12 protein-coding genes are annotated in these 15,059 nt (G+C 73.0%); 9 read left to right on the top strand and 3 right to left on the bottom strand.

From position 1 onward, the window contains the following. The first annotated feature begins 96 nt into the window (after positions 1-96). From dut to M3148_RS03880, 4 genes are read left to right on the top strand one after another with little or no spacing between them, the layout of a single operon-like run. Positions 97-570, top strand: a complete 474-nt coding sequence (gene dut / locus M3148_RS03895; RefSeq protein WP_251303318.1) for a dUTP diphosphatase — start codon at positions 97-99, stop codon at positions 568-570. Continuing rightward, entirely contained in the window at positions 570-1,286 is a 717-nt protein-coding gene (locus tag M3148_RS03890; protein ID WP_251303317.1) for a DUF3710 domain-containing protein, read from the top strand. The genes dut and M3148_RS03890 overlap by 1 nt, the downstream gene beginning before the upstream one ends. A 5-nt stretch (positions 1,287-1,291) precedes the next feature. Next, complete coding sequence (locus tag M3148_RS03885) at positions 1,292-1,567, top strand: DNA-binding protein (RefSeq protein ID WP_251303316.1); 276 nt, start codon at positions 1,292-1,294, stop codon at positions 1,565-1,567. Further along, complete coding sequence (locus tag M3148_RS03880) at positions 1,564-2,289, top strand: DUF3159 domain-containing protein (protein WP_251303315.1); 726 nt, start codon at positions 1,564-1,566, stop codon at positions 2,287-2,289. The genes M3148_RS03885 and M3148_RS03880 overlap by 4 nt, the downstream gene beginning before the upstream one ends. Here the strand turns inward: M3148_RS03880 and M3148_RS03875 are convergent. Continuing rightward, the gene (locus M3148_RS03875) at positions 2,225-2,899 is read right to left on the bottom strand and encodes a potassium channel family protein (RefSeq protein ID WP_251303314.1); all 675 of its coding nucleotides are present in this window, start codon (positions 2,897-2,899) and stop codon (positions 2,225-2,227) included. The genes M3148_RS03880 and M3148_RS03875 overlap by 65 nt on opposite strands. Then, positions 2,899-3,552, bottom strand: a complete 654-nt coding sequence (locus M3148_RS03870; protein WP_285883141.1) for a potassium channel family protein — start codon at positions 3,550-3,552, stop codon at positions 2,899-2,901. The genes M3148_RS03875 and M3148_RS03870 overlap by 1 nt, the downstream gene beginning before the upstream one ends. Before the next feature lie 54 nt (positions 3,553-3,606). Between M3148_RS03870 and M3148_RS03865 the strand changes: the two genes are divergently transcribed. The 3 genes from M3148_RS03865 to M3148_RS03855 all read left to right on the top strand — a co-directional run bounded on the left by M3148_RS03865 (position 3,607) and on the right by M3148_RS03855 (position 9,594). Next, positions 3,607-5,292, top strand: coding sequence for a hypothetical protein (locus tag M3148_RS03865; RefSeq protein ID WP_251303312.1), 1,686 nt, complete (start codon positions 3,607-3,609; stop codon positions 5,290-5,292). A gap of 6 nt (positions 5,293-5,298) precedes the next feature. Beyond that, positions 5,299-6,600: a class I SAM-dependent RNA methyltransferase gene (locus tag M3148_RS03860; protein ID WP_251303311.1), complete on the top strand. Its 1,302-nt coding sequence runs from the start codon at positions 5,299-5,301 to the stop codon at positions 6,598-6,600. 159 nt (positions 6,601-6,759) lie between these two features. Further along, on the top strand, positions 6,760-9,594 hold the full coding sequence (locus tag M3148_RS03855) for an aconitate hydratase (RefSeq protein ID WP_251303310.1): 2,835 nt from the start codon (positions 6,760-6,762) through the stop codon (positions 9,592-9,594). Positions 9,595-9,689: 95 nt separating this feature from the next. On the opposite strand, the gene M3148_RS03850 is transcribed toward M3148_RS03855, so the two are convergent. Next, entirely contained in the window at positions 9,690-10,289 is a 600-nt protein-coding gene (locus tag M3148_RS03850; RefSeq protein WP_251303309.1) for a DinB family protein, read from the bottom strand. Positions 10,290-10,670: 381 nt separating this feature from the next. Between M3148_RS03850 and dxs the strand changes: the two genes are divergently transcribed. Next, positions 10,671-12,602, top strand: a complete 1,932-nt coding sequence (dxs, locus tag M3148_RS03845) for a 1-deoxy-D-xylulose-5-phosphate synthase (RefSeq protein WP_251303308.1) — start codon at positions 10,671-10,673, stop codon at positions 12,600-12,602. Between the two features lie 138 nt (positions 12,603-12,740). Continuing rightward, the gene (gene pflB, locus M3148_RS03840; RefSeq protein ID WP_251303307.1) at positions 12,741-15,002 is read left to right on the top strand and encodes a formate C-acetyltransferase; all 2,262 of its coding nucleotides are present in this window, start codon (positions 12,741-12,743) and stop codon (positions 15,000-15,002) included. The last annotated feature ends 57 nt before the right edge of the window (positions 15,003-15,059 follow it).

Raw genomic sequence — 15,059 nt, 5'->3', positions numbered from 1 at the left:
GTGCCGTCGTTCTCGTCGGTCGGCCGGCCTGCATGCCGTGGCCGGCGAGGTGGACGGTGGTTGGGGCCGCGCGGCCGGGTCAGTACAGTCGCGGGCGTGAGTGACTACGTCGACGTCCCGCTCGTCCGGCTCGACCCGGACCTGCCGGCACCGTCATACGCCCACCCCGGGGACGCCGGGGCCGACCTCCACGCCCGCCACGGCGTCGAGCTGGCGCCGGGGGAGCGGGCGGTGGTCCCCACGGGCGTGGCGATCGCGCTCCCCGAGGGCTGGGCGGCCTTCGTCCACCCCCGCTCCGGGCTGGCCGCGCGGCACGGTGTCACGGTCGTCAACGCGCCGGGTACCGTAGATGCTGGGTTCCGGGGTGAGGTCAAGGTGATCCTCCTCAACACCGACCTCCGGGAGACGGTGCGGATCGCACGCGGCGACCGCGTGGCGCAGCTCGTCGTGCAGCGCGTCGCGCAGGCCCGGTTCACCGAGGTGCAGGACCTGCCGGAGTCGCTACGCGGCACGGGCGGGCTGGGGTCAACGGGTGGCTGGACGGCCACCGGAGCAGGAGGCGAGAACTGATGGGGCTCTTCTCACGACGCCGCAAGGGCGACGAGACCGCGCCGGCCAAGACCGACGCACCGCCCGACGACGCCACGGCAGACGACGCCGCGACCGCCCCCACGGGCCGCGGCCCCTGGGACGTCGCCGACGTCCCCGAGCTCGGTCAGCGCCTCGACCTCGGCGCGCTGCGCGTCCCCGCCCGCCCCGGCCTCAAGCTGCGGATGGAGATGGACAAGCGCACTCGGCAGGTCGTGGCCACCAGCCTGTCCGTGTCCGGCTCCGCGCTCCAGCTCCAGGCCTTCGCCGCCCCCCGCTCCGGCGGGCTGTGGGCCGACCTGCGCCCCGAGATCATCGCCTCGGTCGAGAAGCAGGGTGGCACCGCCGACGAGGTCGACGGCCCCTTCGGCCGCGAGATCCTCGCGCGGCTGCCCGTCACCGCCCAGGACGGCCGCACGGGCCACCGCCCCGCGCGCTTCATCGGCGCCGACGGGCCCCGCTGGTTCCTCCGCGGCGTCCTCAGCGGACGCGCCGCCGTCGACCCCGACGCCGCCACCGAGCTCGAGGAGCTCTTCGCCGACGTCGTCGTCGTCCGCGGGCAGGAGGCCCGCCCGCCGCGCGACGTCCTCATGCTCCGCGTGCCCGGCAAGGCGAGCGCGGGGACGACGGCGGAGGAGACCCCGACGACCTCCTTCGACCCGCTCGCCCGCGGTCCCGAGATCACCGAGATCCGCTGAGGGACGTGAGCCTGTCCGTGCCCGAGGCCCTCAGCCGCCGGCGCACCCGCGTCGACGGTGTCCTCGTGGCCGTCACCTACCGTCCCGCGGGGTCCCCCGTGGGGCTCGTCGGGCGGCTCGCCGACGGCAGCACCGAGGTCGACCTCGTGTGGCTGGGCCGCCGCGAGATCCCCGGCATCACCCCCGGCCGGCGGCTCGTCGCCGAGGGTGTCGTCCACTCCGGTGAGCTGCGGCCCACCATCTTCAACCCGGCCTACCAGCTGCTGCGGGAGGACTCATGACCACCGGCCCCACCGACCCGGGCGGCGCGCCCGACAGCGCACCAGAGGTCGTCGCCGAGGCGGTGACCCGCTCACGGATGAGCCAGCTCGCCGGGGAGGACTTCTCCGTGGCGGACGCCGTCGGTGGTGTCCGCGGCCTCGTCGAGTCGGTGGCCCCCGGGCTCGTCTTCGTCGTCGTCTATCTCGTCGCGGGCCAGGAGCTCGTGCCCCCGCTCGTCGCGTCGCTCGCCGTCGCGGTCGTCCTCGTCGTCGCCCGGCTCGTCGGCGGCACGCCGGTCACCCAGGCGCTCGGCGGGGTGGTCGGCGTCGTCATCGGCGTCCTGTGGGCGTGGCGCTCGGGCGAGGCGCAGGACTACTTTGCCCTGGGCCTGTGGACCAACGCCGTCTACGGGGCCGGCCTGCTCGTCAGCACCGTCGTGCGGTGGCCGCTCGTCGGCGTCGTCGTCGCCCTCCTGCGTCAGGAGGGCTTCGCCTGGCGCACCGACCCCGAGCAGCGCCCGCGCCTGCGCCGCTACACCGCCGCGACCTGGTTGTGGATCGGCCTCTTCGTCGCGCGCCTGGCGGTCCAGCTGCCGCTCTACCTCGACGCGTCGACGGCGTGGCTGGGCACCGCCCGCCTCGTCATGGGTGTCCCGCTGTGGGCCCTGGCCCTGTGGGTCACGTGGTTGCTGGTGCGGGAGCGACCAGGCGCTGCAGCGCAGCCGGGTCAGCCCGCTCACTGAGCACGAGGACGAGCCGGTCCCCGGCGAGCACCCGCTCGTCCGGGTCCGGCGGCACGGGTTCACCCGCCCGGATGATGGCCGAGAGGAAGCACCCCGGGCCCCAGTCGAGCTCCCGGACCGTGCGGCCGGCGACGGCCGAGCCGGGCGCGAGCGTCACCTCGTGCAGGCTCGTGTCCGAGCCGTGGAAGGAGAAGATCCGCACGAGGTCGCCGACGGTGACGGCCTCCTCGACGAGGGCCGTCATGATCCGCGGCGTGGAGACCTGGACGTCCACGCCCCACGCGGAGTCGAACATCCACTCGTTCTTCGGGTTGTTGACCCGTGCGACGACGCGCGGCACCCCGAACTCGGTCTTGGCGAGCAGGGAGATGACGAGGTTCGCCTTGTCGTCGCCGGTCGCGGCGACGACGACGTCGCAGGCGTCCACCCCGGCCTCCGCGAGGCTGGAGATCTCGCACGCGTCGGCGAGCTGCCACTCGGCGTCGGCCACCGAGGCGATGCGCATGGCGGCGGGCTGACGGTCGACGAGGGTGACGGAGTGGCCGTGGGAGAGGAGCTCACGGGCGATGGACCGGCCCACGCTGCCGGCCCCGGCGATGACGACGCGCATCAGACCTCCTCCTCGCGCGGGGGCGCGGACAGCACCCGCTGGACCTGCTCGACGCCCTCGGTCACCGCGAGCACGTGGAGGAGGTCACCATCCTGGAGGACCGTGCCGGCGTCGGGCAGCAGACCCGAGCCGCGGCGGGTGAGGAAGGCCGCCCGTGCCCCGGACGCCACCTCGAGGTCGACGAGCGGGCGTCCCACCCAGCCGCTGTGGACATCGAGCTGGAGGAGGGACACGCGACCGGAGGCGTCGCGGTAGTCGGCCGTGGCACCGGCGGGGAGCAGGCGCCGCAGGACCTGGTCGGCGGTCCAGCGCACGGTGGCCACGGTGGGAATGCCGAGGCGCTCGTAGACCTCGGCGCGCCGGGGGTCGTAGATCCGGGCGACGACGCTGCCCACCCCGAACGTCTCACGGGCCACGCGGGCCGCGAGGATGTTGGAGTTGTCGCCGCTGGAGACGGCGGCGAAGCCGTAGGCCTCCTCGATCCCGGTCTGCGACAGGGCGTCGCGGTCGAAGCCGAGGCCGGTGACGCGCTGCCCGGAGAAGTCGTCGGGCAGCCGACGGAAGGCGTCGGGGTTCTGGTCGAGGACGGCCACCGAGTGGCCCTGCTCCTCGAGCTGGACGGCGAGGGAGGACCCCACGCGGCCGCAGCCCATGATGACGAAGTGCACGTCGGCACGCTACCGCGTACGGGCCTAGCATGACCTTCCGTGACCCTCGACCCCGCGGCTTTCCACCGGGCACTCCTCGCCCGGCCCCGCGGCAGGCAGCGCCACCCGGCGCCGGCCGCGGCGCTCGTGGCCCTCGCGGCGCCCGCCGCGGCGAGTGTCACCGGCCTGGGCATGCTCGCGGACGAGCTCGCCCGGTGGGCGGTGCTCGGGACGGTCGGGGCGCTCGGCGTGATCCTCCTCGCCCTCGCGCAGCTGCCCGAGGACGCCCCGCGCGGAGCGGACGGGGTGCGCATGCCCGCGCTGCTCGTCGAGCGTGTCCTCCTCCTCGCCGCGTCGGCGGCCGCCGCGGCCGAGCTCCTCGTCACCACCGGCCTGGCCCTGCCGCGCCCACTCCTGGCGGCCGTCCTCGTCGCGCTCGCCCTCGTGGCGCGGCTCGCCGTCGCACCACCGGACCGACGGCGGGTGACGGCCGGGCTCGGCGTCCTCGCCGCCGTCGTCCTCGCCGTGGTCGTCGCCGCGGGTGCCGGGGCGGCCGCGGGCGGCGGCCCGCCGGGGCCCCCGGTCCGCAGCGGGCTCGGCCGCTCGGCGCTCACGCAGCTGCTCGCGGTGGGCGGCGCCGTGGCCCTCACCGGCGCGGTGCTCCAGCCCGCACTCCTCGTCACCCGCCGGCGCGGGCTGCCGCGCGCCGCGACCGCCGGAGCGGCCGTCGTGCTTGTCCTCGCGCTCGTCGGCGGCGGCCTCGCGCTCGGCGACGAGGTCCTGCTGCTCGCCGTCACGGACGCGGGCCTGGGCGGCTGGGCGGAGCCGTGGGTCGCCGTCGTCCTCGCCGGCGGGTTGCTCGCCGCGGGCACGAGTGCCCTGTCCGGCCTGCCGCGCCCGCCCGCGACGTGGCCCGCGAGCCGCGGCTGGCCCGCCGGTGCGGCCGGACGCCGGCTCAGCACCGCAGTGGCCGGGGCGGCGGTCGCCGTCGTCCTCCTCGGAGGCGGGCAGCCGTGGCGGCTCGTCGCGTGCTACGCCGTCGCCGTCCTGCTCCTGGCCCTCCTCGCCCTGCACGCCGGACGGCGCGAGTGGCGGCGCCGGCTCGAGATCCTCTACCGGCCCGCCGGCCGCCGCACCGCGCGCCGCGCCCGGGCGCTGACGGGGATCGGGACGGGCATGTCCGCCGCCCTGCTCCTCCTCGCCATGCCCCGTGGCTGGCCCGCGCTCGTCGCCGTCGCAGCCGGGTCGGCGATGATGTGGGGTGTGAGCCGACACGACCGCGAGCTGCGCGCGCGCCTGGCCCTGGACCACGTTTCCCAGGACCGGCCGCTGCCGACGGTCGTGCGCGCCTTCGTCGTCGTCACCGAGCTCGACCGGCCCGCCGTGCGGGCAATCACCTGCGCGCGGGCGATGCGGGCCACCTCCGTCGAGGCGCTCACGGTGCCGGTCGACGAGGACGCCGCGGCGTCCCTGCGCCGGCAGTGGGCCGCGCTGGACCTGCCCGTCGCGCTCGTCGAGCTCGCCGCACCCTCCGGCGACACCGGCGCGGGGGTGGTCGCACACGTCGCCGCCGCCCGCCGCGCGGAGCCGGACGGGCTCGCCGTCGTCTACCTGCCCGAGACCACCGCCAGGCGCTGGTGGCGCCGGCTCCTGCTCGGCAGCGGACCGCAGCGGCTGCGCACGCGGCTGCTCGCCCTGCCCGGCACCGTCGTCACCACCGTCCCCTGGCCCACCGAGGAGAGCTGAGTACCCATGGACGTCCTGACCGGGGTCAGCGTCGGCCCGCCCGCCCACGGCGGGCACTGCGTGGCCCGCGTCGAGGGCCGCGTCGTCTTCGTGCGCCACTCCGCCCCCGGCGAGGTCGTCGACGTGCGTCTCACCGACGTCGGCGAGGGTCGCAAGTTCTGGCGGGGGGACGCCGTCGCCGTCCACGAGGCCTCCCCGGACCGCGTCCCGAGCCGCTGGCCGGAGGCCGGCCCCGGCGGGGTCGGTGGGGGAGAGCTGGCGCACCTCGCCCTGGCGGGCCAGCGCCGCTGGAAGACGGAGGTCGTGCGCGACACGCTGCGCCGCATCGGCCACCTCGAGCTCGACCACCTCGGCCCGGTCGTCGTCGAGCCCCTCGGCGAGGACGACGCGCGCGAGGGCCTGGGCACCCGCACGCGCATCGACCTCGTGCTCGACGCCGCCTCCCGGCCGGGCATGTACCGCCACCGCACCCACGACGTCGTGCCGCTCGAGCACATGCCGCTTGCCGTGCCGGCCATCGCCGACGCGGAGCTCTTCGCCCGCGGCCGCTGGGACGGCGTGCGGCCCGGCACCCGGCTCGACGTCGTCGCGCCGAGCGACGGGCCCGTCGTCGTCCTCGCCGACGGCAGGCTCGTCGACCTCGCCGACCCCGCCGGCTCGCTCGCTGCCACGCGCGGTCCCCGCCGGCGCCGAGGACGCCGCGACGCCGGCGCTCCGGCCCGGGTGGCCGTGCACGAGCGCGTCGCCACCGCCGTCGGGGACCTCTCCTACCGCGTCGACGCCACCGGGTTCTGGCAGGTCCACCGCGACGCCCCCGCCGCCCTCGTCGACGCCGTCCTCGCCGCCGTCCGCGCCGAGCCGGGGCAGCGGGTCGTCGACCTGTACTCCGGGGCCGGGCTCTTCACCGTCCCGCTCGCCCGCGCCGTCGGTGAGAGCGGGCGCGTGGACGCCGTCGAGGTCAATGCGCGCGCCGTCACGGACGCCCGTCGCAACCTCCACGACAGCCCGCAGGCCACGCTCCACGTCGCCGGCGTCACCGCCGCCGTCGTGGAGGGGCTGGGCAGCGGCGTCGACGCCGTCGTCCTGGACCCGCCGCGCTCCCGCGCCGGGGCCGAGGTCGTCACGGCGCTCACCGAGCTGCGGCCCCGGCGGATCGTCTACGTCGCCTGCGACCCGGCGGCGCTGGCGCGCGACCTGCGCACCGCCGTCGACCACGGGTACGAGGTCACCGCCCTCACCGGCTACGACCTCTTCCCCCACACCCACCACGTCGAGTGCGTCGCGGTGCTCGAGCCCCGCGCGAGCTGAGCGGGAGACGACGCGCCGGGAGCTTCGGCGTGACTTCACCCGGCCGACAAAGTATCTTGATGTCGAGATAACTTGTGGGTGGCGGCTGCTGCGACGGCTCCACCCGCGTGGGACGATGACCGACAGAAGCGCAGCAGCGAAGCGGCAAGAGGAGCAGATGTGAGCGTCGACAGCTTTGGAGCCCGCTCCACCCTCACGGTGGGCGAGCAGGACTACGAGATCTACCGCCTGGACGCGGTCGAGGGCCTGGAGCGGCTGCCCTACAGCCTCAAGATCCTCGCCGAGAACCTCCTGCGCACCGAGGACGGCGCCAACGTCACCGCCGAGCACGTGCGCGCCCTCGCGACGTGGAACCCCGAGGCGGACCCGGACACCGAGATCCAGTTCACCCCGGCCCGCGTCGTCATGCAGGACTTCACCGGCGTGCCGTGCATCGTCGACCTCGCCACGATGCGCGAGGCGATGGTCGACCTCGGCGGCGACCCGACGAAGATCAACCCGCTCGCCCCGGCCGAGCTCGTCATCGACCACTCCGTCGTCGTCGACTCCTTCGGCAACGCGCAGTCCTTCGCCCGGAACGTCGAGCTCGAGTACGAGCGCAACGGGGAGCGCTACCAGTTCCTGCGCTGGGGCCAGACCGCCTTCGACGACTTCAAGGTCGTCCCCCCGGGCACCGGCATCGTCCACCAGGTCAACGTCGAGTACCTGGCGCGCACGGTGATGACCCGCAGCCGAGACACTGCGGACGGCTCCGTGCTCACTGCCTACCCAGACAGCTGCGTCGGCACCGACTCCCACACCCCGATGGTCAACGGCCTGGGCGTGCTGGGCTGGGGCGTCGGCGGCATCGAGGCCGAGGCCGCCATGCTCGGCCAGCCGATCAGCATGCTCATCCCCAAGGTGGTCGGCTTCAAGCTGTCCGGCGAGATCCCCGACGGCGCCACCGCCACCGACGTCGTCCTCACGATCACCGAGAAGCTGCGCGACCACGGCGTCGTCGGCAAGTTCGTCGAGTTCTATGGCGAGGGCGTCGCCGCGGTGCCGCTGGCCAACCGCGCGACCATCGGCAACATGAGCCCGGAGTTCGGCTCCACCGTGTCGATCTTCCCGGTCGACGACGTCACCCTCGAGTACCTGCGCCTCACCGGCCGGGAGGAGGCGCAGGTCCAGCTCGTCGAGGCCTACGCCAAGACCCAGGGCCTGTGGCACGACCCGTCCCGCGAGGTCCAGTACTCCGAGTACGTCGAGCTCGACCTCTCCTCGGTCGTGCCCTCGATCGCCGGCCCCAAGCGCCCGCAGGACCGCATCGCGCTGACCAACGCCAAGGACCAGTGGCGCGCGGACATCAAGAACTACGTCGTCAACGGCAACTCGATCGCCAAGAGCGAGGTCGACAACGAGCTCATGGACACCTTCCCGGCGTCCGACCCGACGAGCCCCGACCCGACCCGCCACTCCTCCGAGGAGGGCCGCCCGGTCCACTCGGCCGCTCCGCCGAACGGCTACGAGCGCCCGAGCAACCCGGTGCGCGTGACCCTCGAGGACGGCACCGACGTCGAGCTCGACCACGGCGCCGTCGTCATCGCGGCGATCACCTCGTGCACGAACACCTCCAACCCCTCCGTCATGCTCGGCGCCGCCCTGCTGGCGAAGAAGGCCGTGGAGAAGGGCCTGGAGACCAAGCCCTGGGTCAAGACCTCGATGGCTCCCGGCTCACAGGTCGTGACGAACTACTACGACAAGGCGGGCGTCTGGCCCTACCTCGAGGCGCTCGGCTACCACCTCGTCGGCTATGGCTGCACGACCTGCATCGGTAACTCCGGCCCGCTGCCGGAGGAGATCTCCGCGGTGGTCAACGAGCACGACCTCGCCGTCGCCTCGGTGCTCTCCGGTAACCGGAACTTCGAGGGCCGCATCAACCCGGACGCGAAGATGAACTACCTCGCCTCGCCGCCGCTGGTCGTCGCGTACGGCCTGGCCGGGACGATGGACTTCGACTTCGAGACCGAGCCGCTCGGGCAGGACAAGGACGGCAACGGCGTCTTCCTGCGCGACATCTGGCCCAGCCCGGCCGAGATCGACGCCGTCATCGCCAGCTCCGTCAGCCAGGAGATGTTCGAGGAGGACTACGCCGACGTCTTCGCCGGGGACGAGCGCTGGCGCGAGCTCCCGACACCGGAGGGTGACACCTTCGCGTGGGACGAGCACTCGACCTACGTCCAGAAGCCCCCGTACTTCGAGGGCATGACCGCGGAGCCGGAGCCCGTCACGGACATCACCGGTGCGCGCGTCCTGGCCAAGCTGGGCGACTCGGTGACCACCGACCACATCTCCCCGGCCGGTGCGATCAAGCCGGACAGCCCCGCTGGCCGCTACCTCGCCGAGCACGGCGTGGCGCGCAAGGACTTCAACTCCTACGGCTCGCGCCGTGGCAACCACGAGGTCATGATCCGCGGCACCTTCGCCAACATCCGGCTGCGCAACCAGCTGCTCGACGGGGTCGAGGGTGGCTTCACGAAGAACTTCCTCTCGGGGGAGCAGGAGTCGATCTTCGACGCGTCGATGGCCTACCAGGAGGCGGGCATCCCGCTCGTCGTCCTCGGTGGCAAGGAGTACGGCTCCGGGTCCTCGCGCGACTGGGCCGCCAAGGGCACCACGCTCCTCGGCATCAAGGCGGTCATCGCCGAGAGCTTCGAGCGCATCCACCGCTCCAACCTCATCGGCATGGGCGTTCTGCCGCTGCAGTTCCCGGACGGCGAGAACGCCGACTCCCTGGGCCTGGACGGCTCCGAGACCTTCTCGGTCTCCGGTGTCACCGAGCTCAACGAGGGCCGCACGCCCCGCACGGTCAAGGTGACCGCCGAGAAGGAGGGCGGCGAGACGGTCGAGTTCGACGCCGTCCTGCGCATCGACACCCCCGGCGAGGCGGACTACTTCCGCAACGGCGGCATCCTCCAGTACGTGCTGCGGAGCCTGGTCAAGAAGGCTGCCTGACCCCACGCGTACGGACGGGCCCCGGTCGACAGACCGGGGCCCGTCCCGTTGCGCCGCCGAGCGCTCCCTCAGCGCGAGCGCTGAGTTGTTACTGACTACGAGGCGGTCGAGCGGTAGAGGTCGGTGAGGACGAAGATCTCCGAGCCGTGGTGGATGAGCTCACGGTTGAGATGCAGGACGAGGTGGCCGAACGGCGCCGCTGCGTCGATCTCCGTCGCCTGGCTCAGCCCCACCGTCATGAAGTCCGCGTCCGGCACCGACTCGACGCCCGTGCGCCAGGCGTCCACCCGGCGGGCGAGCTCCTCGCGGGCCTCGTCGACGCCCCCGTGGACGACGGCGTCCTGCCGGCGCCGCTGCCGCTCACCGAAGGTCCACTCCCACCGCTCGAGGTACGTCTCGGTGAGGTGGGCGACGAGCCAGGCAATCGTCCGCGCGCCGGGCTCGTCCGGCCCTGCCGGCCACTCGGCCACCCACTCGCCGGTCCCGAGCGTGCGCGGTGTGCGTTCCTCCCCTCGGCGCACGACGTTGAGCGCTCGGGGGCGCGGCTCCCAGGCGAACTCCTCCTGCGTCACGGTGGTGAGCCGGCCGGCGAGCTCGAGCCAGGAGAAGCCGAGCTGGCCGAGCGCCATCGCCTTCGGTGTCGGTACCTCGAGGATCGACCAGTCGAACTCGGGTGTGCCGTAGTCGCCTCGCATCGGTGCGCCTCCTGGGGTGTGCGACGTTCAGCACACCGTAGTGCCCGACCGCGGGGTGTCGGCGAGGGAAGGGCGGCGCCGTGGCGCCACACGGAGGCACCGCGCAGCGGTGGCGGCTGCACTCGAGGCGGAACACGCGCGCTGTCGGCGAACGGCGCCGGTAGCAAGTGAGCTGTCGGCGAGGGTGGGCCGTAGCAAGTGAGCTGTCGGCGAGGGTGGGCCGTAGCAAGTGAGCTGTCGGCGAGAAGGGGCGGCACACCTGAGGTGTCGGCGATTGGGGTGTCGGGGACGACACAGGAGGCGTCGGCGGGGAAGTGGGCGCGGCCGGGTGCGTCGACGTAGGGTGATCCAGCGTGCTGTCACCGATCTGGAAGGGGAGCGATGAGTCTGCTCGGACGCATCCGCCGGCCCGCGGACCTGCGCTCCCTGACCAGCCCCGAGCTCGAGGTGCTGGCCAAGGAGCTCCGCGACTTCCTCGTCGACTCGGTCTCCAAGACGGGCGGGCACCTGGGGCCCAACCTCGGCGTCGTCGAGCTCACGCTGGCGATCCACCGGGTGTTCGAGTCCCCACGCGACCGCGTGGTCTTCGACACCGGCCACCAGTCCTACGTCCACAAGCTCCTCACCGGGCGGCAGGACTTCGCCGACCTGCGCAAGCGTGACGGCCTGTCCGGGTACCCGAGCCGCACCGAGTCCGAGCACGACATCGTCGAGAACTCCCACGCCTCCACCGCGCTCTCGTGGGCCGACGGGATCGCCCGCGCCCACGAGGTCACCGGCCAGAAGGACCGGCACGTCGTCGCCGTCATCGGTGACGGTGCCCTCACCGGCGGCATGGCGTGGGAGGCGCTGAACAACATCACCGAGGCGCAGGACCGGCGCCTCGTCATCATCGTCAACGACAACGGTCGCTCCTACGCGCCCACGATCGGCGGCTTCGCGCACCACCTCGACGCGCTACGCACCGCGCGCGGGTACGAGAAGGTCCTCGGCTGGGGCAAGCGCGCGCTGCAGCGCAGCGGCCCACCCGGGCGGATGACCTACGACGCCCTCCACGGTTTCAAGAAGGGCGTCAAGGACGTCATCGCGCCGCAGGGCATGTTCGAGGACCTGGGCATGAAGTACATCGGCCCGGTCGACGGCCACGACCTCGCCGCCATGGAGTTCGCGCTGCGCCGCGCCAAGGCCTTCGGCAGCCCCGTCATCGTCCACGCGATCACCGAGAAGGGCCGCGGCTACACCCCTGCCATGGAGGACGTCGCCGACCGCTTCCACGCCGTCGGCGTCATCCATCCCGAGACCGGGCTGCCCGTCGCCCCCTCGCGCTTCGGCTGGACCTCCGTCTTCGCCGAGGAGATCGTCGAGATCGCCCGCAAGCGCAGCGACGTCGTCGCCGTCACCGCCGCGATGCTCGCCCCCGTGGGGCTCGCCCCGTTTGCCGAGGAGTTCCCCGAGCGCGTCATCGACGTCGGCATCGCCGAGCAGCACGCGCTCACCTCCGCGGCCGGCATGGCCTTCGCCGGGCTGCACCCCGTGGTCGCGCTCTACGCGACCTTCCTCAACCGCGCCTACGACCAGCTCCTCATGGACGTCGCGCTCCACCGCGCGGGCGTCACCATCGTCCTGGACCGTGCCGGCATCACCGGCGACGACGGCGCCAGCCACAACGGCATGTGGGACCTCGCGCTGCTGCGCACCGTCCCGCGCCTGCGCCTGGCCGCGCCTCGCGACGAGGAGACCCTGCGCGCCGAGCTGCGCGAGGCCGTGGACGTCGACGACGCCCCGACCGTCGTCCGCTACCCCAAGGGCGCCCTGCCCGAGGCGCTGCCCGCGATCGGCCGCGAGGGCGACGTCGACGTCCTCGTCCGGACCGCCGGGGACGGCGGCGCCCGGGTGCTTCTCGTCGGCGTCGGGGTCATGGCGCACACCGCCGTTGCCGCCGCCGCAGCGCTGGGCGCGCAGGGCATCGGCTCCACCGTCGTCGACCCGCGCTGGGTGCTCCCGGTGAGCGAGGACCTCGTGGACCTCGCCGCCAAGCACGACCTCGTCGTCGTCGTCGAGGACGGTCTGGGCACCGGCGGGGTGGGCAGCGCCGTGCGCGACGCCATGGCACAGTCCGGCCACGCCGTCCCCGTGCAGACTCACGGCCTGCCGCACGAGTTCCTCGACCACGCCACCCGGCCGCAAATCGTCGAGCAGTACCACCTCCAGGCGCAGGACGTCGCCCGGCAGGCGGCCGGCGCCGTCGCGGCCCTCACCTCCGCCGCCGAGCAGTCGCTCGACCGGCCCGTGGAGCGCGACACCCGACCCTGAGGGTGTGCCCCGTCACACCCGGGTAGCGTCGTGTGAGGGGGCTTACGTGGGTACTCGGGCCTAGGTCCCACGGCCGCGGCCCGTCCGGTTCGTACGGTGGTCCTACCGGCACCCGCCGGGGAGGAGAGGGAGACAGCAATGGCTACGACCACGATCCACACGGCGCAGCAGACCGGGGACGCCTGGCAGGGCTTCACACCCGGCCCGTGGCAGGAGAGCGTCGACGTCCGCGACTTCATCCAGCGCAACTACACCGCCTACGACGGCGACAGCTCGTTCCTCGCCGGACCCACCGAGCGCACGACGCACGTGTGGAACACCCTGTCGGCGATGTTCCCCGAGGAGCGCGAGAAGGGCGTGTACGACGTCGACGCGACGACGCCGTCGACGATCACCGCCCACGCGCCCGGCTACATCGACGAGGACCGCGAGGTCATCGTCGGCCTGCAGACCGACGCCCCGCTCAAGCGCGCGATCATGCCCTACGGCGGATGGCGCATGGTGGCAACCTCGCTGGAGACCTACGGCTACGAGGTCGACCCGACGCTCGAGACGATCTTCACGACCTACCGCAAGACCCACAACCAGGGCGTCTTCGACGTCTACCCGCCCGACGTGCGCCGGGCCCGCAGCGCCCACATCGTCACGGGCCTGCCCGACGCCTACGGCCGCGGCCGCATCATCGGCGACTACCGCCGCGTGGCGCTCTACGGCGTCGACGCCCTCATCGAGGCGAAGAAGGCCGACCGCGCCCTCCTCGACACCCAGCGCTCGGTCGAGGACGTCATCCGCGACCGCGAGGAGAACAGCGAGCAGATCCGCGCGCTCCAGGAGCTCAAGGAGATGGCCGCCTCGTACGGCTACGACATCTCCGGCCCAGCCCGCACCGGCCGCGAGGCCGTCCAGTGGCTGTACTTCGCCTACCTCGGCGCGGTGAAGGAGCAGAACGGCGCGGCCATGTCGCTTGGCCGCACCTCGACCTTCCTCGACATCTTCCTCGAGCGGGACGTCGCCGCCGGCGTGCTCACCGAGGCCGAGGCCCAGGAGATCATCGACGACTTCGTCATCAAGCTGCGCATCGTGCGCTTCCTGCGCACCCCCGAGTACGACGAGCTCTTCTCCGGTGACCCGACGTGGGTGACCGAGTCGATCGGCGGCGTCGGGGACGACGGGCGCCACCTCGTGACGAAGAACTCCTTCCGGATGCTCCAGACCCTGTACAACCTGGGCCCCGCGCCCGAGCCCAACCTCACCGTGCTGTGGAGCGAGGACCTGCCGGAGGGCTTCAAGCGCTTCTGCGCGCAGGTCTCCATCGACACCTCGGCGATCCAGTACGAGTCCGACTCGCTCATCCGCTCCCAGTGCGGTGACGACGCCGGTATCGCCTGCTGCGTCTCGGCGATGGGGATCGGCAAGCAGATGCAGTTCTTCGGGGCGCGCGTCAACATCGCCAAGGCGCTGCTCTACGCGATCAACGGCGGCCGTGACGAGATCAGCGGCAAGCAGATCGCTCCCGTCACCGAGCCGGTGAGCGGCGACGTCCTCGGCTACGACGACGTGCTGGGTCGCTACGACGTCCTGCTCGACTGGCTGGCCGCCACCTACGTCGACGCGCTCAACTGCATCCACTACATGCACGACAAGTACGCCTACGAGCGCCTGGAGATGGCGCTGCACGACCGCGACGTCCTGCGGACGATGGCCTGCGGCATCGCCGGCCTGTCCGTCGCCGCCGACTCGCTCTCGGCGATCCGGTACGCGACCGTGCGCCCGGTGCGCCGCGAGGACGGCCTCGTCGTGGACTTCGCGGTCGAGGGCGACTTCCCGACCTTCGGCAACGACGACGACCGCGTCGACGACATCGCCGTCATGCTCGTCGAGCGCTTCATGGAGAAGATCCGCCGCCAGCCCACCTACCGGGACGCCGTGCACACCCAGTCGGTGCTGACGATCACCTCGAACGTCGTCTACGGCAAGCACACCGGCAACACCCCCGACGGCCGTCGCGCGGGGGAGTCCTTCGCCCCCGGCGCCAACCCGATGAACGGGCGCGACACCCACGGCATGCTCGCCTCGGCGCTGTCGGTGGCCAAGCTGCCCTACGCCGAGGCGCAGGACGGCATCTCGCTGACCAACACCGTGGTGCCCTCCGGCCTGGGGCGTACCAAGGACGAGCAGGTGGGTAACCTCGTCGGCCTCCTCGACGCCTACATGGGCTCCCAGGGCTTCCACATGAACGTCAACGTCCTCAATCGCGACACCCTCTACGAGGCGATGGAGCACCCGGAGAAGTACCCGCAGCTCACCATCCGGGTCTCCGGCTACGCGGTGAACTTCGTGCGGCTCACCCGCGAGCAGCAGCTCGACGTCATCTCGCGGACCTTCCACGGACAGGTCTGACCGCCGGCTCCCGGCCCGCCACCCGAGCGGGCCGGGAGCCCACCACTCCGTCGTCGT

This window comes from Georgenia satyanarayanai (assembly GCF_023715365.1).
GTDB lineage: Bacteria > Actinomycetota > Actinomycetes > Actinomycetales > Actinomycetaceae > Oceanitalea > Oceanitalea satyanarayanai_B.
The sequence above is the reverse complement of the archived record's forward strand: the minus strand, read 5'-3'. Positions and strand labels throughout refer to the sequence as shown.